Origin of the sequence: Streptomyces sp. NBC_00597 (genome assembly GCF_041431095.1) — a bacterium.
GTDB lineage: Bacteria > Actinomycetota > Actinomycetes > Streptomycetales > Streptomycetaceae > Streptomyces.
This window is the reverse complement of record NZ_CP107757.1, coordinates 5,111,763-5,134,250: the sequence shown is the minus strand read 5'-3', so window position 1 is coordinate 5,134,250 and position 22,488 is coordinate 5,111,763. Positions and strand designations below refer to the sequence as shown.

Annotated in this window: 18 protein-coding genes; 9 read left to right on the top strand and 9 right to left on the bottom strand. The window is 71.9% G+C overall.

Translation table 11 applies throughout. The features are described from left to right. Positions 1-52: 52 nt before the first annotated feature. Genes OG974_RS23290 through ssd form a run of 4 tightly spaced genes read right to left on the bottom strand, consistent with a single transcriptional unit; the run spans position 53 to position 4,075 of the window. On the bottom strand, positions 53-829 hold the full coding sequence (locus OG974_RS23290) for a type II secretion system F family protein (protein WP_371644323.1): 777 nt from the start codon (positions 827-829) through the stop codon (positions 53-55). Further along, positions 829-1,710, bottom strand: coding sequence for a type II secretion system F family protein (locus tag OG974_RS23285; protein WP_329314195.1), 882 nt, complete (start codon positions 1,708-1,710; stop codon positions 829-831). Before OG974_RS23285 ends, OG974_RS23290 begins: the two co-directional genes overlap by 1 nt. 5 nt (positions 1,711-1,715) lie before the next feature. Beyond that, the gene (locus OG974_RS23280) at positions 1,716-2,864 is read right to left on the bottom strand and encodes a TadA family conjugal transfer-associated ATPase (RefSeq protein WP_327284603.1); all 1,149 of its coding nucleotides are present in this window, start codon (positions 2,862-2,864) and stop codon (positions 1,716-1,718) included. Beyond that, on the bottom strand, positions 2,861-4,075 hold the full coding sequence (gene ssd / locus OG974_RS23275) for a septum site-determining protein Ssd (protein WP_371644320.1): 1,215 nt from the start codon (positions 4,073-4,075) through the stop codon (positions 2,861-2,863). Before ssd ends, OG974_RS23280 begins: the two co-directional genes overlap by 4 nt. Before the next feature lie 489 nt (positions 4,076-4,564). Here ssd and OG974_RS23270 point away from each other — a divergent pair, with 489 nt between their 5' ends. Further along, the gene (locus OG974_RS23270; protein ID WP_371644318.1) at positions 4,565-5,443 is read left to right on the top strand and encodes an HAD family hydrolase; all 879 of its coding nucleotides are present in this window, start codon (positions 4,565-4,567) and stop codon (positions 5,441-5,443) included. A gap of 468 nt (positions 5,444-5,911) precedes the next feature. Here OG974_RS23270 and OG974_RS23265 read toward each other — a convergent pair whose 3' ends face one another. Continuing rightward, positions 5,912-6,733 (bottom strand): oxidoreductase, encoded by an 822-nt coding sequence (locus OG974_RS23265; protein ID WP_327284602.1) that lies wholly within the window; start codon positions 6,731-6,733, stop codon positions 5,912-5,914. A 109-nt stretch (positions 6,734-6,842) separates the two neighbouring features. Between OG974_RS23265 and OG974_RS23260 the strand changes: the two genes are divergently transcribed. After that, a complete protein-coding gene (locus tag OG974_RS23260) occupies positions 6,843-7,907 on the top strand; it encodes an ATP-binding protein (protein ID WP_327284601.1) in 1,065 nt (354 codons plus the stop codon). Here OG974_RS23260 and OG974_RS23255 read toward each other — a convergent pair. Beyond that, positions 7,861-9,171, bottom strand: a complete 1,311-nt coding sequence (locus OG974_RS23255; protein WP_327284600.1) for a hypothetical protein — start codon at positions 9,169-9,171, stop codon at positions 7,861-7,863. The two genes, OG974_RS23260 and OG974_RS23255, sit on opposite strands and share 47 nt — an antisense overlap. Before the next feature lie 245 nt (positions 9,172-9,416). On the opposite strand from OG974_RS23255, the gene OG974_RS23250 reads away from it, so the two are divergent. The 5 genes from OG974_RS23250 to OG974_RS23230 all read left to right on the top strand — a co-directional run bounded on the left by OG974_RS23250 (position 9,417) and on the right by OG974_RS23230 (position 17,207). After that, positions 9,417-11,843, top strand: a complete 2,427-nt coding sequence (locus OG974_RS23250) for a SulP family inorganic anion transporter (protein WP_371644315.1) — start codon at positions 9,417-9,419, stop codon at positions 11,841-11,843. 201 nt (positions 11,844-12,044) lie between these two features. After that, on the top strand, positions 12,045-14,042 hold the full coding sequence (gene acs, locus OG974_RS23245) for an acetate--CoA ligase (RefSeq protein WP_371644313.1): 1,998 nt from the start codon (positions 12,045-12,047) through the stop codon (positions 14,040-14,042). Positions 14,043-14,260: 218 nt separating this feature from the next. Next, positions 14,261-15,694, top strand: a complete 1,434-nt coding sequence (gene nhaA / locus OG974_RS23240; RefSeq protein WP_328763304.1) for a Na+/H+ antiporter NhaA — start codon at positions 14,261-14,263, stop codon at positions 15,692-15,694. Positions 15,695-15,792: 98 nt separating this feature from the next. Further along, the gene (locus OG974_RS23235; protein WP_327284596.1) at positions 15,793-16,251 is read left to right on the top strand and encodes a phage holin family protein; all 459 of its coding nucleotides are present in this window, start codon (positions 15,793-15,795) and stop codon (positions 16,249-16,251) included. Then, entirely contained in the window at positions 16,248-17,207 is a 960-nt protein-coding gene (locus OG974_RS23230; protein ID WP_327284595.1) for an alpha/beta hydrolase, read from the top strand. The genes OG974_RS23235 and OG974_RS23230 overlap by 4 nt, the downstream gene beginning before the upstream one ends. A gap of 365 nt (positions 17,208-17,572) precedes the next feature. Here the strand turns inward: OG974_RS23230 and OG974_RS23225 are convergent, their stop codons facing one another. The 3 genes from OG974_RS23225 to nth all read right to left on the bottom strand — a co-directional run bounded on the left by OG974_RS23225 (position 17,573) and on the right by nth (position 20,424). Continuing rightward, complete coding sequence (locus tag OG974_RS23225; protein WP_327284594.1) at positions 17,573-18,775, bottom strand: MarP family serine protease; 1,203 nt, start codon at positions 18,773-18,775, stop codon at positions 17,573-17,575. Between the two features lie 13 nt (positions 18,776-18,788). Continuing rightward, positions 18,789-19,550, bottom strand: coding sequence for a CoA pyrophosphatase (locus OG974_RS23220; RefSeq protein ID WP_327284593.1), 762 nt, complete (start codon positions 19,548-19,550; stop codon positions 18,789-18,791). Between the two features lie 115 nt (positions 19,551-19,665). After that, positions 19,666-20,424, bottom strand: a complete 759-nt coding sequence (gene nth / locus OG974_RS23215; RefSeq protein ID WP_371644310.1) for an endonuclease III — start codon at positions 20,422-20,424, stop codon at positions 19,666-19,668. Positions 20,425-20,777: 353 nt separating this feature from the next. Between nth and OG974_RS23210 the strand changes: the two genes are divergently transcribed. Both OG974_RS23210 and OG974_RS23205 read left to right on the top strand, forming a co-directional pair. Next, positions 20,778-21,452: a Crp/Fnr family transcriptional regulator gene (locus tag OG974_RS23210; RefSeq protein ID WP_003981529.1), complete on the top strand. Its 675-nt coding sequence runs from the start codon at positions 20,778-20,780 to the stop codon at positions 21,450-21,452. Positions 21,453-21,559: 107 nt separating this feature from the next. After that, the gene (locus OG974_RS23205; protein ID WP_327284592.1) at positions 21,560-22,360 is read left to right on the top strand and encodes a nucleotidyltransferase domain-containing protein; all 801 of its coding nucleotides are present in this window, start codon (positions 21,560-21,562) and stop codon (positions 22,358-22,360) included. Positions 22,361-22,488 lie beyond the last annotated feature (128 nt).

Genomic DNA, 22,488 nt, shown 5'->3' with positions numbered 1-22,488 from the left:
TCTCAGTTTTGATTTCAGTCGCTGACTTGAGGCCAGAGTTTCTGTTGTGACGTCAGGTGGCGGAGAGGAGCCCGGAAGCCATTCCGATCACCACCGGGGCCACTCCGACCGCGAGAAACGCGGGGAGGAAACACAGCCCCACCGGAGCGGTGACGAGCACCGCCGCCCGCTGCGCCCGGGCGCCCGCCTGACGGACCCGGTCCTCGCGCAGGGCCGTCGCCAGCCGGGAGACCGGCTCCGCGGCCGGAGCACCCGTCCGGGCTGCCCGCTCCAGGCATTCCGCGAGCGCCCTGGCGCCCGGTATCTCCGCCAACCTCCCCCACGCCGCCCCCGGTTCGCCGCCGAGCCGCAGCTCCGCCCCGGCCAGCGCCAACCGTTCGCCCACCGGGCCGCCCAGCGATTCACCGACCACCTCAGCGGCCTCCACCGGCGCCGCACCGGCCGCCAGGCAGGCCGCCAACAGGTCGGCGGCGAACGGCAACTGACGCTCCGCCTCCTGCGGATACACCCCGGCCGACGGTCGTGCCCGCCGCAGCCAGCGCCACACCCCGACCGCCGCCCCGCAGCCGGCCAGTACGCCCGGCGCACCGCCGACCAGCACCCAGGTCGCCAACAGCGCCCCGGCCGGGCCGGCCCACGCCTTCACCACCGCCAGCAACCCGGATCCGAGCGCCCGCGCCCGCCGCTCCGGTTCCGCTGACAGCAGCGCCGCGATCCTGCGCCGGGCCGCCCGAGCCCGGACCCGCGCCGCCACCGCCGAGGCCGTGCACACCGCCGCCGCCGCGAGGCACACCGCCATCCCCAGCCTGTGGACCACGAGAGCGCCCATCACCGCTCACCCGCCCGTACGATCCGCCGGCACCACAGCAGTCCCAGCGCCTCCAGCACCCCGCCCGCCAGCAGACAGCCCCACCCGACCGGGGTGTGCAGCAGCACGCGGAGCGGATCCGCCCCGAGCCCGGTGCCGATCAGCAGACCGACCAGCGGCAGCAGGGCCAACACCACGGTCGTCGACCTCGCCCCCGCCAACTGGGCCCGCAGCGACTCCTGCCGGTCCCGCTCGGCCCGCAACGCCCCTTCCAGCCGGTCCAGTCCGGCGGCCAGCCCCGCGCCCCCGTCCACGGAGATCGACCAGCAGGCGGCCATCCCGGCCAGCCCTGCCGCGCCGGGCTCCCGCGCCGCCTGCCGCAGCGCCGCGGGGACGTCCCCGCCGAACGCCGCGGCGGCCAGCACCGCCGCCTCGTTCGCACCCGGGCCGCCGGGGTCTGTAGCCGTCCGCCGTATCGCCGCCATCAGCGCCTGCCCGGGCTGGGCCCCCGCCCGCAGCTCGCCCACCGCCGCTCCGCACAGCGCGATCACCCCGGCGGCCCGGGCTGCTCGCGCCCGCTCCCCGCGCCGGCCCCGTAGCCACCGCCGCACGATCGGCACCGCCGCCGCGCCCGCCGCCAGCGGGATCAGCGACCCGCCGAGCAAGGCGACCACGAGCCCGATCCCGAGGCAGCACCACTCCCGCCACCGCGCGGCACGTACCCGCACCGCGATCACCAGCCGCTCCCGGCGCCTCGGGCCTCGGGGCAGCAGGGGCCGGCCCCCGGCGAGCACCACCCGGGCCCGCCGGGACACCCGGTCTCCCCCGGCCAGGGCCCAGGCGGCCGTCCCCGCGCACAGCACCCCCGCGAAAAGCGGCACCGGCACCGGCACCGCGGCCACCCCGTTCACCGTGCACCCCGCAGCAGCGGACGCAGCTGCTCCCAGCCCGACTCCCGTGCGAAGCCCCGGGCGGACCAGCGAAGCGCCGGCACGGTGACCACCAGGCCGGCGGCGTCCCGCTCCAGGACGTGCACCTCGGCCACCCGACGCCGCCCGGCCCGGTCCCGGACCAGATGGACCACCAGGGTCAGCGCGGCCGCCAACTGGCTGTGCAGGGCGGCCCGATCGAGCCCGGCGGACGTCCCGAGCGCCTCCAGTCGAGCCGGCACGTGGGCTGCGGCATTGGCATGGACCGTGCCACAGCCGCCTTCGTGGCCCGTGTTCAAAGCCGCCAGGAGATCCGCGACTTCGGCGCCCCGGACCTCACCGACGACCAGCCGGTCCGGGCGCATCCGCAGCGCCTGTCGGACCAGATCCGCCAGGGTGACCAAACCAGCCCCCTCCTGATTGGCCGGTCGGGTCTCCAGTCGCACCACATGCGGATGGTCGGGGCGCAGCTCCGCGGAATCCTCCGCCAGGACGATCCGCTCACCGGGGCCGACCAGCCCCAACAGGGCACTGAGGAGGGTGGTCTTGCCGGTGCCGGTCCCGCCGGAGACGAGGAACGACAGCCGGGCCTCGATCATGTCCCGCAGCAGCCGCTGCCCGCCGGGCGGCAGCGTGCCCGCCTCGACCAGCTCGTCCAGCGTGAACGCCCTCGGCCTCACCACCCGCAGCGACAGGCAGGCCGAGCCGACCGCCACCGGCGGCAGCACGGCGTGCAGCCTGGTGCCGTCCGGCATCCGGGCGTCCACCCAGGGCCGGGCGTCGTCCAGGCGCCGGCCGGCGACGGCGGCCAGCCGCTGGGCGAGCCTGCGCACGGCCTCGGTGTCCCTGAAGGTCACCCCGGTCAGCTCCAGTCCGCCTCCGCGGTCCACCCACACCCGGTCCGGGGCGGCCACCAGGACATCGGTGACCTCCGGGTCGGCGAGCAACGCCTCCAGCGGGCCGGCGCCGACCAGTTCGGACCGCAACTCGGCTGCCACACCAAGGACTTCCGCGTCCCCGAGCAGCCGGCCCTGTGCCCGCAGGGCGGCCGCCACCCGGGCCGGGGTCGGCTCCGCGCCGCTCTCCGCGAGCCGCTGCCGCACCGCATCCAGGAGTACGGCGCTCATGCCGTCACCCCCTGGACAGGACCGAGTGCCCGCCGCCAGAAGCCGTCACAGAACCGGGCCAGCGCGCCCCGCCCGTGCCCGCCCGGTGGTTCCCCCTCGGCGACCCGCCCCGGGAGCCCCACCTCGACCGGCACCTCGCCGGCCAGCGGCACCCCGAGCAGCCCGGCCACCGCTTCGGCGTCGAGCCCGCCCGGACAGCGGCCCCGTACGACCACGCGGACGTCCCGGGCCACCATCCGCACCCCGGCCGCGACCCGCCCCGCGGCAGCCACCGCCCGCAACTCGCCCGGCACCACCATCAGCACCAGGTCCAGCTGCGCCAGCGCCTCGGCCACGGCTTCGTCCACCCGCCGGGGCAGGTCGACCACCACCACCCCGCCCCGGCGGCGCGCGGCGGCCAGTACCGAGCGCATCGCCGCCGGCGGCACCAGCACCCGGTCCCCGCGGTCCCAGCTGAGCACCCGCAGGGCGTGCAGCTCCGGCAGGGACTCCTCCAGCGCGCCGGCGCCCACCCGGCCCCGCGAGCCGGCGAAGTCCGGCCAGCGCAGCCCCTCGGCGCTCTCGCCGCCGAGCAGCACGTCCATGCCGCCGCCGAGCGGGTCCCCGTCGACCAGGATGGTCCGCTCCCCCGCGCGGGCGGCCCGGAGGGCGAGTGCGCACGCCAGGGTGGAAGCTCCGGCTCCGCCGCTCCCCCCGATCACCCCGACGGCGAGGGCGGGTTTCCCGGCCCCCTCCACCACATCGGCGATGCGGTCGACGAGCCGGCTCTCGGCATCGGGGAGCCGGAGCACCTCCTCGGCGCCGATCTCCACCGCCCGCTGCCACACGAGGGGATCGTCCGAGTCCCTGCCGACGATCAGCACCCCGCCCCGGCGCGGAGCCCCGCGCACCCGGCGTGCGGCGTCGTCCCCGACGAGCACGAGCGGCGCGGACTCCCAGCCGACGCCCCCGCCCGCCGCCACCGCCACGCCGTAACGGCCCGCCTCCATCGCCACGCCGGAACTCCCCGCGCCGCGCCCGCCGCTTCCGTCACGACCGCCTCCGCTTTGCTCGGGCACCGCATGGTGCACATGCGGCTCGGCGCCCGCGGCCGCGCACAGCCGCAGCAGATCGTCGAGCAGGAGGGGGTCCTCGGTGATGATCAGCGGCCGTCCACCGACGAACCCGGGCCCGCCCGGAGCGCCCAATGGCCTGATTCCGCCTGCTTCCACGCGCTCCGACACTTCACACGACTTCGATCCAGCCACGATCTCCGCCCCCTTCTCACTGCAAATCCAGCCGCCGCGGACTTCGCGGCTGGAATCACCGTGCAGCGATCCGGAAAAGGAAGTGGATCTTGCCCGAAAACTGTGGACAACACGAGCCCTGTGAATAACTCCGTCACCCCAACCGGTGAGTTCCAGAGCGCGGCGGAACAACTACACAGCGTCACGAGTCTGAAGGGGTGAGGGCCTTCGCCACGCAGGGCCCACCGAAGAAGGAGGGCTGCGGAATGGTCACTTGGGGCCGAAGGCAGGGACGCGAACCGCGTCCGGACATGCGACGACCCCCGCCGGGGGGGAGAGCGGGGGTCGTCCCCACGGTCCGACTCGGGGGGGGGAGGAGCCAGACCGGGTTAGCACGGTCGCGAACGATCCGTGACTTCCATGGTGTACCCGAGAGCCTTCTCAGGCAAACCCACGCGCCACACCTTACGCCGAATGGTGGGCGCATATGCTCGGGGCGTGGAAATCCAGCCCTTGCCGCACTCGTCGCCCCGCACCGCAGCCTTCTTCGACCTGGACAAGACGGTCATTGCGAAGTCAAGCACTCTGACGTTCAGCAAGTCCTTCTACCACGGCGGTCTGATCAACCGCCGAGCCGTGCTGCGCACCGCCTACACCCAGTTCATCTACCTGGTCGGCGGCGCCGACCACGATCAGATGGAACGGATGCGTGAGTACCTGTCCTCCCTCTGCAAGGGGTGGAACGTCCAGCAGGTGCGGGAGATCGTCGCCGAGACGCTGCACGACCTCATCGACCCGCTGATCTACGACGAGGCCGCCTCCCTCATCGAGGCCCACCACACGGCCGGCCGCGACGTGGTGATCGTGTCGACCTCCGGAGCCGAAGTCGTCGAGCCGATCGGCGAGATGCTCGGCGCGGACCGGGTCGTCGCCACGCGCATGGTCATCGGCGAGGACGGCTGCTTCACGGGCGAGGTCGAGTACTACGCGTACGGGCCCACCAAGGCCGAGGCCGTACGCGAACTCGCGGAGTCCGAGGGGTACGACCTCTCGCGCTGCTACGCGTACAGCGACTCGGTGACGGACATCCCGATGCTGGAGGCGGTCGGGCACCCGCACGCCGTCAACCCCGACCGGGCGCTGCGCAAGGAAGCGGTGGCTCGCGAGTGGCCGGTACTGGTGTTCAACCGGCCGGTGCGGTTGAAGCAGCGGCTGCCCGGGCTGTCGATGCCCGCGCGGCCGGCGCTCGTCGCCGCCGCGGCCTTGGGGGCGGCAGCGGCCACCGCCGGGCTGGTCTGGTACGCGAGCCGGCGCCGGGCGAGCGCCCTGGCCGCCGTCACGACGTCCGTCTGACCGGCTTCCGGCGACATCCGTGCCCGGCCTTCGGGCGACACCCATGACCGCCCTCCGCCGACCCGCCCGGTTCCGCCGGGCGGGTCGGCGCGGACCGCTCCGGACCCCGCTGAGCTGCGAGGACGCGCGGTGTCCCGTTCGCCCCGAGGTGTCCTGGAAAGTAAAAAAAGTGGGTAGGGGTTCCGCTTGTCTCCCAAGCGGAGTACAAAGGAGTCAACGGCCCGCGAGACCAAAGAACATCCGAGAGGATCATCTTTAAAACGCAGTAAGGCCCACGGACCGAAGCATGAACGCCGAGCACCCACGCGACGTCGACCCGTCGATTACGGGCCAGCCGCACCAGGTAACGGGCAAAGTTCCCGACCTGATGGGCAACCATCGAGGACGCTTGGTAACTGGGCGTAAGTGCCAGCGGCGACACCAGAGCAAGACGGTGTCGCCGCAACCCTGTGTGTGTGTGGGGGGTCGTTACGCCGCGCCGCGCTGCAGGGCCTCACAGACCGCCGTCGACTCGCGGACACCGAGTTCGATCGCCCGGCCGCAGTGCGCGATCCAGGCCGCCATCCCCTCGGCCGTCCCGGAGACGTAGCCCTCGAACGCCGCCAGGTACGCCTCCCGCCCCTGCTCCGCGTGACCGACCTCCGCCGGGCAGATCGCCTTCGGGTCCAGACCGCTGTTGATCAGCACGATCCGCTCCGCCGCCCGCGCGACCAGCCCGTTGTACGAACCGAACGGGCGCAGCGCCAGCAGCTCGCCGTGCACCACCGCCGACGTGACCAGCGCCGGGGCCGAGCCGCCCGCGATGATCAGCCGGGACAGGCCGTCCAACCGGCCCGCCACCTCCTCGGCGCTCGGCAGCGGGAGGGTGACGAAGGGTTCGTCCACCGGCTCGCCGGCCAGGCGCGGGCGGCCCACCGCGTCACCGTCGGTTGTCGACCCCGACGCCACCAGGTGCAGGCGCGCCAGCACCCGCAGCGGCGACTGGCGCCAGATGCTCAGCAGCTGCCCGGCTTCCGCCGTGAGGCGCAGCGCCGCGCCCACCGTGCGCGACTCCGCCTCCGCCCCGAAGTCGGTGCGGCGGCGCACCTCCTCCAGTGCCCAGTCCGCCCCGGACAGTGCCGCGCTCCCGCGGGCCCCGCGCAGCGCGGCCTCCGAGGTGATCTCCCCGCTGCGCCGGCGCATCACCCGGTGCCCGTAGACACGGTCCACGGCCTTGCGTACGGAATCCACGGATTCGGCGACGCCCGGGAGCGAACCCAGGGCGGCCAGCGGGTCAGAAGCGCTACTCATAAGTAAGGAGCCTACGCACTGGACGTCCATAGCACCGACCCCTCCTTGGAGTGGTCTTCTTCACTTACAAGCACCACAGAAAGCGACCGAGCGACTACTCTTTGTGAACATGAAGATCGCTTTCGTAGGAAAGGGCGGCAGCGGCAAGACGACCCTGTCCTCCCTCTTCATCCGCCACCTCGCCGCCAATGAGGCCCCTGTCGTCGCGGTGGACGCCGACATCAACCAGCACCTGGGCGCAGCCCTCGGACTCGCCGAAGAGGAAGCTTCCGCGCTGCCCGCCCTGGGCGCGCACCTGCCCCTGATCAAGGAGTACCTGCGGGGCTCCAACCCGCGCATCTCCTGCGCCGACACGATGATCAAGACCACCCCGCCCGGCGCCGGATCGCGCCTGCTGCGGGTCACCGAGGACAACCCGGTGTACGAGGCCTGCGCGCGCACGGTGCTGCTCGACGGGGAGCCGGTACGGCTGATGGCCACCGGGCCGTTCACGGAGTCGGACCTCGGGGTCGCCTGCTACCACTCCAAGGTCGGGGCGGTGGAGCTGTGTCTCAACCACCTGGTCGACGGCCCCGACGAGTACGTGGTGGTCGACATGACCGCCGGCTCGGACTCCTTCGCCTCGGGCATGTTCACCCGCTTCGACGTGACCTTCCTGGTCGCGGAACCGACCCGCAAGGGCATCTCCGTCTACCGCCAGTACAAGGAGTACGCCCGGGACTTCGGGGTGGTGCTCAAGGTCATCGGCAACAAGGTGCAGGGAACGGACGACATCGAATTCCTCCAGGACGAGGTCGGGGAAGACCTGCTCGTCACCGTCGGGCACTCCGACTGGGTGCGTGCCATGGAGAAGGGTCGCCCCGCGGCGTTCGAGCTGCTGGAGGCGAGCAACCGGCTCGCGCTCCAGGCCCTGCAGGACGCGGCCGACGACTCGTACGCCCACCGCGACTGGGAGCGGTACACCGAGCAGATGGTCCACTTCCACCTGCGGAACGCGCAGAGCTGGGGCAACGCCAAGACCGGGGTCGACCTGGCTGCCCAGGTCGACCCCGATTTCGTGCTGCGGGAGGGCACCGGCGGAGAGGCGGCGGCCCCGGAGCTCCCGGAGCCGCCGCCCTCGGAGCTCGTCAGTCCTCGCCCGAACCCTCTTCGGCCGGCTCCGCAGCCGGCTTGACCGCGGGGGCGGCCGGCTTGGCCGGCGGCCCCGCCGTCAGGAACTTCGGCCAGCCCTCCTTGGGCGCCTCGCCGACATCGAGGCCGCGCATCCACTCCAGGACCTTCGGGTCCTGGGCGTCCAGCCAGTCGGCCAGCTCGCGGAACGGCACGCAGCGGACTTCCTTCTTGGTGCACATCGACTTGATGGAGTCCTCGACGGCCCTCATGTAGGTGCCGCCGTTCCACGACTCGAAGTGGTTGCCGATGATCAACGGCGCGCGGTTGCCCTGGTAGACCCGGTCGAAGGCCTGCTGGAGGCCCTCGCGCATCTGCTCGCCCCAGTACTCGTGCTGCGAGGGGTCGCCCTGCGTGGTCGTCCCGGACTGGTTGACCAGGTAGTTGTAGTCCATGCTCAGGGTCTCGAAGGCGCGGCCCGGCATGGGCACCAGCTGGAGCGGGACGTCCCAGAGGCCGTCCGTCTTCTTCGGCCAGATCTGCTTGCTGATGCCGCTGGAGTCGTAGCGGAAGCCCATGTCCTTGGCCGCCAGCATGAAGTTCTTCTGGCCTTCGAGGCAGGGGGTGCGGGCGCCGATGAGCTCCTTCTCGTAGTCGAAGGGGAGCGGCTCCATGTCCTTGAGACCCGGCGTGTTCGTCTTCCAGTTCTTGACGAAGGACTTGGCCTGGTTGATCTCGCTCTTCCACTCCGGCACGGACCAGGTGCCGACGCCGCCGTCGGGGCCGCAGAAGTGGCCGTTGAAGTGGGTGCCGATCTCGTTGCCTTCCAGCCAGGCCTCGCGGACCTGGGTGGCCGTGTCCTTGATGCCCTGGAGATCGCCGAAGCCGATGTCGGAGCGGCCGGACTCATGCTGCGGGGCCGTGTAGAGGGAACGTTTTTCCTCCGGGAGCATGTACACACCGCTGAGGAAGTACGTCATCCGGGCGTTGTACTCCTTGCCGACCTCGCGGAAGTGCGAGAAGAGTTTCTGGCTGTCCTCGCCGGCGCCGTCCCACGAGAACACCACGAACTGCGGCGGCTTCTCGCCGGGCTTCAGCTTCTGCGGCTTCTGGACGTTCGGCTGCCGGCCCGTGTACGCGGTCGAGCCGTCGCCGATCAGCCGGTTGACGCTGCCCGGGGCGGCCTCCGGGGCCGCCGCGCCCTTCTTGCCGTTCGGGCCCCCGGGGGAGGGGGGCTTGGCGGGTCCCGAGGTGCTGCACCCGGCGGCGCCCAGCACCAGCGCCGTGGCGACCAGGCCGCCGGCGATCCTCTTCGTGGCGGCGATCATCCGCCCACCTCTCCTCGCAGTTCCATCGCGGGTCTTCCGCGCCGCAACGTCCCATGCGGTCCGCCGTGATGATGATGTGACAAGCCGTACAAAATGCTTAATCACCCCTGAGCGCTAATTCCTAGGCCATTTGCCCCCATTACGCATCACATTCCTTTACTCTCCATTACCTTTCATTTACTGAGTGTTGAGACTGAGTGTTGAGACTCCCGCCGCTTCATCCCTCCGCAGAGGAGACGGGACCCATGACAGCCACTTCCCCCACGCCCCTCGTCAAGGACCTCGACGAGCCCGCCAGCGCGCCCGGCACCACGGCCGACGGCACCGCCGGCAGCCGGCCCGGCAGCTCGCCCCGCAAGGGGCACCGCGCCGATCTGCACGCCGACCTCTCCGCCTCCCTGACCGTCTTCCTGATCGCCCTGCCGCTCTCCCTCGGCATCGCCCTGGCCACCGGTGCCCCGCTCCAGGCGGGCCTGGTCGCCGCGGCCGTCGGCGGGATCGTGGCCGGGCGCCTGGGCGGAACCCCCCTCCAGGTGAGCGGGCCGGCGACCGGACTCACCGTCGTCACTGCCGAGTTGATCCAGCGCTACGGGTGGCGCACCACCTGCGCCATCACCGTGCTCGCCGGCTGCTGCCAGCTCGCGCTGGCCGCGCTGCGCACCGCCCGCTCGGCGCTCATGGTCAGTCCGGCCATCGTGCACGGCATGCTCGCGGGCGTCGGCGTGACGATCGCCCTGGCCCAGCTGCACATCGTCCTCGGCGGCACTCCGCAGAGCTCCGCCGTCGCCAACGTCAAGGGGCTGCCCGCCCAGTTGGCCGATCTGCACCCGGCCGCACTCGGTGTCAGCGCCCTGACCCTGGCCGTACTGCTCGGCTGGCCGCGGCTGCCCGGACGGGCGGGGCTCGCCCTGCGCAAGGTGCCGGCCGCGCTGGCCGCCGTCGCCACGGCTACGGCGTTCGCCGCGCTGACGGGGCTCAGCGTGCCACGGGTGGACCTGCCGTCCTGGCGCAGCCACGCGCTGCCGGGGTTCCCCGAGGGCCCCGTCCTCGGCATCATCGCGGCCGTCCTGACGGTCACGCTGGTCGGCAGCGTGGAATCCCTGCTGTCCGCGGTGGCCACCGACAAGCTGATCGCCTCCCAGCGGCGTACGGGCAACCGTCCGCCGCGCGCCGACCTCAACCGCGAACTGCGCGGACAGGGCGCTGCGAACATCCTCTCCGGAGCGCTCGGCGGGCTGCCCGTCGCGGGCGGGGCGGTCCGCAGCGTGGCCAATGTCAAGTCCGGTGCCGTCAGTCGCCGGTCGGTCATGCTGCACGGGCTGTGGATCCTGCTCGCGGCCGGGCTGCTCGTCCCGGTCCTCGACCTGATCCCGCTCGCGGCGCTGGCCGCGCTGGTGATGGCACTGGGCGTGCGGATGGTGAGCGCCACGCACCTGCGTACCGTCACCCGGCACCGCGAGATCGCGGTCTACGTGACGACGATCACGGCGGTGGTGCTCGGCGGGGTCCTGCTGGGGGTCGCCATCGGCATTGCGGTGGCCGTCGCGATCGCCCTGCACCGGCTGGCCCGGACCCGGATCACGGTGGAGGTGTGCGACGGGGTCCACCGGGTGTGGGCTCGCGGGCAGTTGACCTTCCTCGCGGTGCCGCGGCTGAGCCGGGTGCTCAACCAGATCCCGCCCGGCGGGCGCGTGGTGGTGGAGCTGGACGGCTCGTTCATGGACCACGCGGCGTACGAGACGCTGCAGGACTGGCAGGACGCGCACCTGGTGCACGGCGGCTCACTGGAGGTCACCGGCCGCTCCACCACCCGGATGGGCGCGGCGGACCGCGGCGACCGCGGTGACCGGGTCCCGCGCGGCGGGCACCACTGCTGCCGCCCCTGGACGCCGTGGATGAACCACTGCGACCACCGGCCGGTGGCCGAGCCCACGATCCCCGGCGCGGCCGCGGCCCTCGACGCGATGGAGACCGTGGAGCCCCCGGCCCCGCGGCGCCGCCGGGGCGCCGGCCAATTGGCGAGCGGGATCAGCGCCTTCCAGCGGGACACCGCGCCGCACGTCCGGGACGAACTGGCCCGGCTGGCCCGGGAGGGGCAGCAGCCCTCGCAGCTCTTCCTGACCTGCGCGGACTCCCGCCTGGTGACCAGCATGATCACGGCCAGCGGTCCGGGCGACCTGTTCACGGTCCGCAACGTCGGCAACCTGGTCCCCCTGCCGGGTGCCGAGGCCGCGGACGACTCGGTCGCGGCGGCCATCGAGTACGCGGTGGACGTGCTCAAGGTGGACAGCATCACGGTGTGCGGGCACTCGGGCTGTGGAGCGATGCAGGCGCTGCTGAACTCCACGCCCGGGGCCCCGATGACGCCGCTGCGCCGGTGGCTCCGGCACGGGCTGCCCAGCCTGGAGCGGATGGGCAGCCGGCACCACGCCTGGGCCCGGATCGCGGGCCGGCTCCCGGCGGACGCCGTGGAGCAGCTGTGCCTGACCAATGTGGTGCAGCAGCTGGAGCACCTGCGGGCGCACGAATCGGTGGCCCGGCGGCTCGCCGAGGGCACGCTGGAGCTGCACGGGATGTACTTCCACGTGGGTGAGGCCCAGGCGTACCTGCTGTCCGAGGGCGAGGACTTCTTCGACTGCCGGGTCTTCGACAGCGTCGGACAACATGTCTGAATGATGACCGAATCGCCGACGCCGGCGGATCCGGATCATGGACAGGAGTGAACCGATACCCTCCGGTATCCGTGCCACAGAGTGGCCCCTTCCCGCATCCTGCTGCGGGGAGGGGCCACTCTGTGCGTGGGCCCAGCCGCGTTATAGGTCTAAACCAATTTTCGGCTACCCCTTGTCACCGGGGCCGCCGACTGATGAGCTATGCCCGGGGACACAACGGACACCCTGGGAAAGGGAGATGTCGTGAGCAATGAAAGCCTGGCCAATCTGCTCAAGGAGGAGCGGCGGTTCGCACCGCCTGCCGATCTGGCCGCCGCCGCCAATGTGACACAGGCTGCGTACACCGAGGCCGAGGCGGACCGGCTGGGCTTCTGGGCCACCCAGGCCCGCCGCCTGACCTGGGACGTCGAGCCGACCGAGACGCTCGACTGGACCAACGCGCCCTTCGCCAAGTGGTTCGCGGACGGCAAGCTGAACGTCGCGTACAACTGCGTGGACCGGCACGTCGAGGCCGGCAACGGCGACCGCGTCGCCATCCACTTCGAGGGCGAGCCCGGCGACAGTCGCTCGATCACCTACGCCGAGCTCAAGGACGAGGTCTCCAAGGCCGCCAACGCCCTGACCGAGCTGGGCGTCCAGGCCGGCGACCGGGTCGCGGTCTACCTGCCGATGATCCCCGAGGCCGTCGTCGCGATGCTCGCGTGCGCCCGCGTCGGCGCCGCGCACTCGGTGGTCTTCGGCGGCTTCTCCGCCGATGCCGTGGCCTCCCGCATCCAGGACGCCGACGCCAAGCTGGTCATCACCGCCGACGGCGGCTACCGCCGCGGCAAGCCCAGCGCCCTCAAGCCCGCCATTGACGAGGCCGTCGCCAAGTGCCCGCAGGTCGAGCACGTGCTCGTCGTGCAGCGCACCGGCCAGGACACCGCCTTCACCGAGGGCCGCGACGTCTGGTGGCACGAGGTCGTCGGACGCCAGTCCGCCGAGCACACCCCGCAGGCCTTCGACGCCGAGCACCCGCTGTTCATCCTGTACACCTCGGGAACCACCGGGAAGCCCAAGGGCATCCTGCACACTTCCGGCGGCTACCTCACGCAGGCCGCGTACACCCACCACGCCGTCTTCGACCTCAAGCCGGAGAGCGACGTCTACTGGTGCACCGCCGACATCGGCTGGGTGACCGGGCACTCCTACATCGTCTACGGGCCGCTCGCCAACGGCGCGACCCAGGTGATGTACGAGGGCACGCCGGACACCCCGCACCAGGGCCGCTTCTGGGAGGTCGTGCAGAAGTACGGCGTCACCATCCTCTACACCGCGCCCACGGCGATCCGCACGTTCATGAAGTGGGGCGACGACATCCCCGCGAAGTTCGACCTGTCGAGCCTGCGCGTGCTGGGCTCGGTCGGCGAGCCGATCAACCCCGAGGCCTGGATCTGGTACCGCAAGCACATCGGCGGCGACCGCTGCCCGATCGTGGACACCTGGTGGCAGACCGAGACCGGGGCCATGATGATCTCCCCGCTGCCCGGCGTCACCGAGGCCAAGCCGGGCTCGGCGCAGCGCGCGCTGCCCGGGATCGGCGCGACGGTCGTGGACGACGAGGGCCACGAGGTCCCGAACGGCGGTGGCGGCTACCTGGTCCTGACCGAGCCGTGGCCGTCGATGCTGCGCACCATCTGGGGCGACGACCAGCGGTTCGTCGACACCTACTGGTCCCGCTTCGAGGGCAAGTACTTCGCGGGCGACGGCGCCAAGAAGGACGAGGACGGCGACATCTGGCTGCTGGGCCGGGTGGACGACGTGATGCTGGTTTCCGGCCACAACATCTCGACCACCGAGGTGGAGTCGGCGCTGGTCTCGCACCCGGCGGTCGCCGAGGCGGCGGTGGTCGGCGCCAAGGACGAGACCACCGGTCAGGCCATCGTGGCCTTCGTGATCCTGCGCGGCAGCGCCTCCGAGACCGACACCCTGGTCGGCGAGCTGCGCAACCACGTGGGCGCCACGCTGGGCCCGATCGCCAAGCCGAAGCGGATCGTTCCGGTCCAGGAGCTGCCGAAGACCCGCTCGGGCAAGATCATGCGCCGTCTGCTGCGCGATGTCGCCGAGGACCGCGCGGTCGGCGACGTCACGACGCTGGCCGACTCCTCGGTCATGGAGCTGATCCAGAACAAGCTGCCGAGCGCCTCCAGCGAGGACTGAGCACCAACGAGGACCCGGGCGACACCATGAGGAGGGGCATCCGACGCATCGCGCCGGATGCCCCTTTCGCACATAAAGTGAAGATCGCCGGATTCGCCCGTTCGTGATCCTGTAAAATATGCGAAGCGTCAAGAAAGCAAGTCCACAGGGTGCGCCGGGAAGTCTGGTCGGCAACGAGCTTCGCCATGCCGTCCAACCCACCCCGGAGGTGTCCCCTCGTGGCCGCGCCCAGCCCCACCGACCGCCACGGCCGCAAGTTCCTCGGCAGGCTCTCCCTGCCCGAACGGCGCTTCGTGGCCGACGCCCTGCGCGCCGAGACCGTCGGCGGCGTGCTCCTGCTCGTGGCCGCGATCGCCGCCCTACTGTGGGCGAACATCCCCACCTTCTCCGACAGCTACGCCCAGGTCAGCGACTTCCACTTCGGCCCCGCCGCCCTCGGCCTGGACCTCTCGATCCAGCACTGGGCGGCCGACGGCCTGCTCGCCGTCTTCTTCTTCGTCGCCGGCATCGAGCTCAAGCGCGAGCTCGTCGCGGGCGATCTGCGCGAGCCCAAGGCGGCCGCCCTCCCGGTGATCGCCGCCGTCTGCGGCATGGCCATGCCCGCGCTGGTCTACGTACTGGTCAACACGGTCGGCGGTGGCTCGATGAACGGCTGGGCGGTCCCGACCGCCACCGACATCGCCTTCGCCCTCGCGGTCCTCGCGGTCATCGGCACCTCCCTGCCGTCCGCCCTGCGCGCCTTCCTGCTGACCCTCGCCGTCGTCGACGACCTCTTCGCCATCATGATCATCGCGGTGTTCTTCACCAGCGAGATCAACTTCATGGCGCTCGGCGGTGCGGTCGCCGGCCTCGTCCTCTTCTGGTTCCTGATGCGCAAGGGCGTCCACGGCTGGTACGTCTACGTCCCGCTCGCCCTGGTCATCTGGGGCCTGATGTACAACAGCGGCGTCCACGCCACCATCGCCGGTGTCGCCATGGGCCTGATGCTCCGCTGCTCCCGCAAGGAAGGCGAGCAGACCTCCCCCGGCGAACACATCGAACACCTCGTCCGGCCCGTCTCGGCCGGCCTCGCCGTCCCGCTCTTCGCCCTCTTCTCCGCAGGGGTCTCCCTCTCCGACAAGGCCATCGCCCAGGTCTTCACCCGACCCGAGACCCTCGGCGTCCTCCTCGGCCTGGTCATCGGCAAGGCCGTGGGCATCTTCGGCGGCACCTGGCTGGCCGCCCGCTTCACCAGGGCCGAACTCAATGAAGACCTGGCCTGGCCGGACGTGCTCGCCGTGGCCTCCCTCGCCGGCATCGGCTTCACCGTCTCGCTCCTCATCGGCGAACTCGCCTTCACCGGCGACCAGACCCTCACCGACGAGGTCAAGGCCGCCGTCCTGATCGGCTCCCTCATCGCCGCCGTCGTCGCGAGCGTCATGCTCAAGCTCCGCAACCGCAAGTACCGGGCCCTGACCGAGGACGAGGACCGCGACGAGGACCGCGACGGCATCCCGGACATCTACGAGCAGGACAAGCCGGAGTACCACCTGCGGATGGCGAAGATCTACGAGGAGAAGGCCGCGGAGCACCGCCGCAGGGCCGAGACCGCAGCGGCCGCCGCGCACAAAGCGGCAGCCGGGTCCAGCGCCGAGCGCGACCGTCCGGCATGATCTGAACTGACGCTGTGACGGGCGCAGGACAGCCGCCGCCACGGCGTCGAGCGCAGACGAGACCACGACGACGGCAGTTGACAGAGGGAGAGAGAGCGATGAGTGCAGGGGACCAAGGGGCGCAGGGAGCCGAGCGCACACTCGGCCAGCTGGTCGCCTCGGCCACCGCCGAGATGTCCGCCCTGGTGCACGACGAGATCGCCCTCGCCAAGGCGGAGCTCCGCCAGGACGTCAAGCGCGCGGGCGTCGGCGGCGCCGCCATCTCCGTCGCGGGGGTGCTCGCACTGTTCTCCCTGCCCGTGCTGAGCTTCGCCGCGGCGTACGGGATCCACAACCTCGGACTCGGGCTCGCCTGGTCCTTCCTCATCGTCGGCGTGGCGTTCCTCCTGATCGCGGGCCTGTTGTCGCTGATCGCCGTATCGAAGTTCAAGAAGGTCAAGCCGCCGGAGAAGTCCATCGCCTCCGTCAAGCAGACCGCGGCGGTCGTCGCGACCGTCAAGCCGCATCCGCGGCCGGTGAGTGACCAGGCCGTGGGTGTGGCACGCTCGTCCTCATGACAGCGCCCTCTGCGGATTCCAGCACTCCGCCCACCGCCGCGACGGCGGTCAGGATCGACGTGCCCGGCGGGAGAACGGTGACCCACCGGGACGTCGCCGCCAACGGCGCCCGGTTCCACGTCGCCGAGCTCGGCGACGGGCCGCTGGTGCTGCTGCTGCACGGCTTCCCTCAGTTCTGGTGGACGTGGCGGCACCAGCTGGTCGCGCTCGCCGACGCCGGGTACCGAGCGGTCGCGATGGACCTGCGCGGGGTGGGCGGCAGCGACCGCACCCCGCGCGGCTACGACCCCGCGAACCTGGCGCTCGACATCACCGGGGTCGTACGGTCCCTCGGCGAGCCGGACGCCGCCCTCGTGGGACACGACCTGGGCGGCTACCTCGCCTGGACCGCGGCCGTGATGCGGCCCAAGCTGGTGCGCCGGCTCGTGGTCTCCTCGATGCCGCACCCGCGGCGCTGGCGCTCGGCGATGCTGTCCGACTTCGGCCAGACCCGGGCGAGTTCGCACATCTGGGGCTTCCAGCGGCCGTTCATCCCCGAGCGGCAGCTCGTCGCCGACGACGGGGCGCTCGTGGCGGAGCTGATCCGGGACTGGTCCGGGCCCGTGCCTCCCGAGGAGGCGGACCTCGACGTGTACCGGCGGGCGATGTGCATCCCGTCCACCGCGCACTGCTCGATCGAGCCGTACCGTTGGATGATGCGGTCCATGGCCCGGCCGGACGGGCTCCAGTTCAACCGCCGGATGAAGCGGCCGGTGCGCGTGCCGACGCTGCACCTGCACGGCTCGCTCGACCCGGTGATGCGCACCCGCAGTGCTGCCGGCTCCGGCCAGTACGTCGAAGCCCCGTACCGGTGGCGGCTGTTCGACGGTCTCGGGCACTTCCCGCACGAGGAGGACCCCGCAGCCTTCTCGACCGAGTTGGTGAACTGGCTCAAGGACCCGGAGCCGGACCGCTGACCATCTGACCGACTGTCAGTACGACTGCCGCTACGACTGTCTTACGAACATTCAATTGCCCGGCGCATAGGCCAATTGGCCGCCCGGGACGGGGTTACCGACCTTGGGGCCCGGGCACAGCTCGTTGTATGGGCTGGACGTACGACTACGGTGACACCGCACGCGAACGCCGCCCGGCAGCGACGCCGGGCACACACGGGAGGACGGGCCGGGACGGCCACGACCCCCGACTCGGGATCCCACGCATCCTGCGCAGGCGGGCCCGCTGGGTCTCGGCCCGCCTGCGGCATCCACGGACGTAGCCGGCACCGCGCCCGGTCCCGTACGGGCCGCGCTGCCCGTACGGGCAACCCGTCCCGTACGGGTCAGAGGGCGCAGCCCTGGCTGTCGACCCGCCGGTCGGAGACCCTTCCGATCCTGACGTCGTCGCGCACCTCGTCCGCCGTCAGCGCGTACCCGGTGTTCGGGTCGTCGAGCGACTTCGCGAACACGACCCCGTACACCTTGCCGTCGGGCGTGAGCAGCGGGCCGCCGGAGTTGCCCTGGCGGACGGTCGCGTACAGCGAGTAGACATCGCGCCGGACCGTGCCGCGGTGGTAGATGTCCGGGCCGTTGGCGTTGATCCGGCCGCGGACGCGGGCCGCGCGGACGTCGTACGAGCCGTTCTCCGGGAAGCCGGCGACGATCGCGTCACTGCTGCTCACCGCGTCCTTGTCGGTGAACTCCAGCGCGGGCGCCTTCAGCTTGGGCACGTCCAGGACGGCGATGTCGCGCTCCCAGTCGTAGAGCACGACCTTGCCGTCGTACAGCTTGCCCTCGCCGCCGATCTGCACGGTGGGCTCGCCGACCCCGCCGACGACATGCGCGTTGGTCATCACCTTGCCTGGCGCGAAGACGAAGCCGGTGCCCTCCAGGACCTTGCTGCAACTCGGCGCGGTACCGACGACCTTCACGATCGAGTGCTTGGCCGCCACGGTGACGGGGCTGCGGGCGAGCGCCGGGTCGGGCGCCTTCACCTCGGTGATCGGCTCGTTCGAGAACGGGCTGAAGACCTGCGGGAAGCCGCTGCGCGCAAGGGTGGAGCTGAAGTCCGAGAACCAGGTGTTGGCCTGGGCCGGCAGCACCCGCGAGACGCCGAGCAGCACCTTGGAATTGCGGACTTCCTTGCCCAGCGTGGGAAGTGACGTCCCGGCGAGCGCCGAGCCGATCAGCCAGGCCACCAGCAGCATCGCGACGACGTTGACCAGGGCCCCGCCCGTCGCATCGAGCGCGCGCGCCGGCGACCACGTGATGTGGCGGCGCAAGCGGTTGCCCAGGTGGGTGGTGAAGGCCTGCCCGATCGAGGCACAGACGATGATCACGACCACGGCGATCACGACGACCGTGGTGGACACCTGGGTGCCGTTGTCGGTCACCCGGTCCCAGACCAGGGGGAGCAGGGACACGGCAAGGAGACCACCGCCGAGGAAGCCGATCACCGACAGGATGCCGACGACGAACCCCTGGCGGTAGCCGACGATCGCGAACCACACGGCGGCGACCAGCAACAGGATGTCCAGCACGTTCACGAGGGTCACCGTCTCATGCGCGCCAGTCGAGCGGGACCTGCCTGGACCGGTCCCATGGGCGCTCCCACCCGGCGAAATGCAGCAGCCGGTCGATCACTCCAGCGGTAAAACCCCAGACCAGAGCCGATTCGACGGTGAAAGCGGGGCCCAAGTGGCCGCTCGGGTGGACGGCCGTGACGCGATGATCGGGGTCCGTGAGATCGGCCACGGGAACCGTGAAGACGCGGGCGGTCTCGGCCGGATCCACGGCGCCGACAGGGCTGGGATCGCGCCACCAGCCGAGCACCGGGGTCACGACGAACTCGCTGACCGGGATGTAGAGCCGCGGCAGCACGCCGAACAGCTGCACGCCGGCGGGGTCGAGGCCGGTCTCCTCCTCGGCCTCGCGCAGAGCCGCGCGCAGCGGGCCGGTGGTGTGTGGATCGCCGTCCTCCGGATCGAGGGCGCCGCCGGGGAACGAGGGCTGGCCGGGGTGTGAGCGCAGGCTTCCGGCGCGCTCCATGAGCAGCAGCTCGGGGCCGCGGGGGCCCTCGCCGAACAGGATCAGCACGGCGGACTGGCGGCCGCGACCGTCCTCGGGGGGCAGGAAGCGGCTGAGCTGGGTCGGTCGGACCGTCCGCACGGCTTCCACGACGGGACCGAGCCACTGCGGCAGCCCCTGGCTGCTCACCCGCGGACCCCCCTGGTCCGCGTACGGGTTGCCCCGCGCCTCGCCCTGCTGCGGCGGCGCGGCCGCCTGGGCCACGCCGCTCTCGTCCCGCGTTCCGCGCGTCATAGGCACCCCTGCTCCTCGCCGTCGCCGACGCCATCGCCGTCCCGATACGGGGACAACGCACCCCCGGGCCGGATTCGTTCCTCCGCGGGTCGCCGTGCGGCGGCCCGTACCGCGCTCAGGAGACCGCCTGGCCTCCGCCCGCCGGTTGGGCCGGGAGGCCCGGGTAGTCCGGCGGCGGGCTCAGCCGCTGGCCGGGCTGGCCGCCCTTCTCGTACTTCAGCAGCTTCTTCGCCTTCTCCGGGTCCGTTTCGCCCTCCCCGTACGCCGGGCACAGCGGGGCGATCGGGCAGGCGCCGCAGGCGGGCTTGCGGGCGTGGCAGATCCGGCGGCCGTGGAAGACGACCCGGTGCGAGAGCATCGTCCACTCGCTCTTCGGGAAGATCGCGCAGATCTCCGCCTCGACCTTCTCCGGGTCCTCCTGATCGGTCCACTTCCAGCGGCGCACCAGCCGGCCGAAGTGGGTGTCCACGGTGATCCCCGGGACGCCGAACGCATTGCCGAGCACCACGTTGGCCGTTTTCCGGCCGACTCCGGGCAGCGTCACCAGGTCCTCGATCCGGCCCGGCACCTCGCCGCCGAAATCGTCCCGCAGGGCCTGGGAGAGGCCCATCAGCGAGCGCGCCTTTGCCCGGAAGAACCCGGTCGGCCGGATGATCTCCTCCAGCTCCTCGGGCACGGCCGCGGCCATGTCCTCGGGGGTCGGATAGGCGGCGAACAGGGCCGGGGTCGTCTGGTTCACGCGCAGGTCGGTGGTCTGGGCGGAGAGGACCGTGGCGACCAGCAGCTCGAAGGGGTTCCGGAAGTCGAGCTCGGGGTGGGCGTAGGGGTAAATCTCGGCCAGCTCCCGGTTGATGCGGCGGGCCCGTCGCACCATGCCCAGCCGTGATTCCGTTTTCTTGGCCGAAGCTTTGCCCTGGGGGCTCGGCAGGGCCCTCCGGGGCTTTCCGGACGTCTTCTCGGGGGCTTGTTCGCCCACAGCTGAATCGAGTCCGCCCGTCACTCCTGCGGACCCCTTGGCCTGTGCTCTCACCGGCTTATTGGACACCCGGCCAGCCTAAGGCCGGGCGCTGACACCCGTCTGGACCTCAGGTAACACCACTCCGATTGGCCTCTCGCCGCACAGCACGCCCGTCCGTCCGGCATCCTTGTGATTGATCGCACTGTTTGAGCCGTCCGGCAAAATGGGGAGCACGGTCCCCTGAGCTGGTCGACATAGGAGAGAGACTCGTGGACGACGTTCTGCGGCGCGCCCCGCTCTTCGCGGCGCTCGATGACGAGCAGGCCGCGGAGCTCCGCGCCTCCATGGGCGAGGTGACCCTCGCACGCGGTGACGCCCTGTTCCACGAGGGCGACCCCGGCGACCGGCTGTATGTCGTGACCGAGGGCAAGGTGAAGCTGCACCGCACCTCCCCCGACGGCCGCGAGAACATGCTGGCCGTCCTCGGCCCCGGCGAGCTGATCGGCGAGCTGTCGCTGTTCGATCCCGGCCCGCGCACCGCCACCGCTACCGCCCTGACCGAGGTCAAGCTGCTGGGCCTCGGCCACGGCGACCTCCAGCCCTGGCTCAACGCCCGGCCTGAGGTCGCGACCGCACTGCTGCGCGCGGTCGCCCGGCGCCTGCGCAAGACCAACGACCAGATGTCCGACCTGGTCTTCTCCGACGTCCCGGGCCGCGTCGCCCGCGCCCTCCTGGACCTCTCGCGCCGCTTCGGCGTGCAGTCCGAGGAAGGCATCCACGTCGTGCACGACCTGACGCAGGAGGAGCTGGCCCAGCTGGTCGGCGCCTCCCGCGAGACGGTCAACAAGGCCCTCGCGGACTTCGCGGGCCGCGGCTGGCTGCGCCTGGAGGCGCGCGCGGTCATCCTGCTGGACGTGGAACGCCTGGCGAAGCGCTCGCGCTGACCGCGGTTTCGCACCGCATGGAGGGGTTCCGCCCGACCGGGCGGGGCCCCTCCGTGCGTTCCGCCCGCGGCGGGCCCGGCCCCGGCAGCCGGCTGGAGAGTGTGGCCATGGAGCGCAGAGGGCTGGACGCGTACGGGTGCTTCGAGCGCGAGGGGTCACTCGGCCGGGTGCAGCGCAGCTTCGCGCCGGTCGTCGCCGCAGCGCGCGAGCGCATCGGCGCGGCCTACGGGCAGCGGCTGCACAGCGCCTACCTGTACGGGTCCGTGCCGCGCGGGACCGCCCGGCCGGGGCGGTCGGACCTCGACCTGCTCCTCGCCCTGCACCACGATCCCGGCGACGAGGACAGGGACACCGCCGAGGTGCTGGCGCGCGGGCTCGACCAGGACTTCGCCGAGGTCGACGGCGTCGGCATCCTGCTCCACGGCAAGGGCCGGCTGCTGAGCGTGCAGGAACGCTACGACCTGGGCTGGTTCCTCGCCTGCCTGTGCACCCCGCTGCTCGGCGCGGACCTGGCCGAGCACCTTCCGCGCTACCGCCCGGACAGCCTGCTCGCCCGTGAGACCAACGGCGATCTGACCGCCGTGCTGCCCCGGTGGCGGGCGAGGGCGCGGGCCGCGTCGACCCCCGCCGACTACCGCAGGCTCAGCCGTCACGTCGCGCGGCACCTGGTACGCACCGGGTTCACCCTCGTGATGCCCCGGTGGGGCGGCTGGACCAGCGATCTCGCCGAGTCCGCGGAGGTCTTCGGGCGGTACTACCCGGAGCGCGCCGCACAGATGCGGGCCGCGGCAGCGGTGGCACTGGAACCGGCCGAGGACCCGGTCGTGCTGCACGGGTACCTGGAGGACCTCGGACCGTGGCTCGCGGACGAGTACACGGCCGTGCACGGCACCAAGACGCCCCGCTGAAACGTCACGCCGTCACGGCCCGGACGCCCGTCACGGCCACGGGCACCCGTCAGGGGCTCAGGCGCTCGTCAGGGGCCCAGGCGCTCGTCAGGGGCCCAGGCGCTCGTCAGGGCGCCAGTCAGGGCCCC

Coding starts and splice junctions, on each gene's coding strand:
- OG974_RS23290 (WP_371644323.1), bottom strand. CDS start 829: ATGGGCGCTCTCGTGGTCCACAGGCTGGGGATGGCGGTGTGCCTCGCG.
- OG974_RS23280 (WP_327284603.1), bottom strand. CDS start 2,864: ATGAGCGCCGTACTCCTGGATGCGGTGCGGCAGCGGCTCGCGGAGAGC.
- OG974_RS23270 (WP_371644318.1), top strand. CDS start 4,565: ATGGTGGGCGCATATGCTCGGGGCGTGGAAATCCAGCCCTTGCCGCAC.
- OG974_RS23265 (WP_327284602.1), bottom strand. CDS start 6,733: ATGAGTAGCGCTTCTGACCCGCTGGCCGCCCTGGGTTCGCTCCCGGGC.
- OG974_RS23260 (WP_327284601.1), top strand. CDS start 6,843: ATGAAGATCGCTTTCGTAGGAAAGGGCGGCAGCGGCAAGACGACCCTG.
- OG974_RS23255 (WP_327284600.1), bottom strand. CDS start 9,171: ATGATCGCCGCCACGAAGAGGATCGCCGGCGGCCTGGTCGCCACGGCG.
- OG974_RS23250 (WP_371644315.1), top strand. CDS start 9,417: ATGACAGCCACTTCCCCCACGCCCCTCGTCAAGGACCTCGACGAGCCC.
- acs (WP_371644313.1), top strand. CDS start 12,045: ATGCCCGGGGACACAACGGACACCCTGGGAAAGGGAGATGTCGTGAGC.
- OG974_RS23235 (WP_327284596.1), top strand. CDS start 15,793: ATGAGTGCAGGGGACCAAGGGGCGCAGGGAGCCGAGCGCACACTCGGC.
- OG974_RS23230 (WP_327284595.1), top strand. CDS start 16,248: ATGACAGCGCCCTCTGCGGATTCCAGCACTCCGCCCACCGCCGCGACG.
- OG974_RS23220 (WP_327284593.1), bottom strand. CDS start 19,550: ATGACGCGCGGAACGCGGGACGAGAGCGGCGTGGCCCAGGCGGCCGCG.
- nth (WP_371644310.1), bottom strand. CDS start 20,424: ATGGTGCGACGGGCCCGCCGCATCAACCGGGAGCTGGCCGAGATTTAC.
- OG974_RS23205 (WP_327284592.1), top strand. CDS start 21,560: ATGGAGCGCAGAGGGCTGGACGCGTACGGGTGCTTCGAGCGCGAGGGG.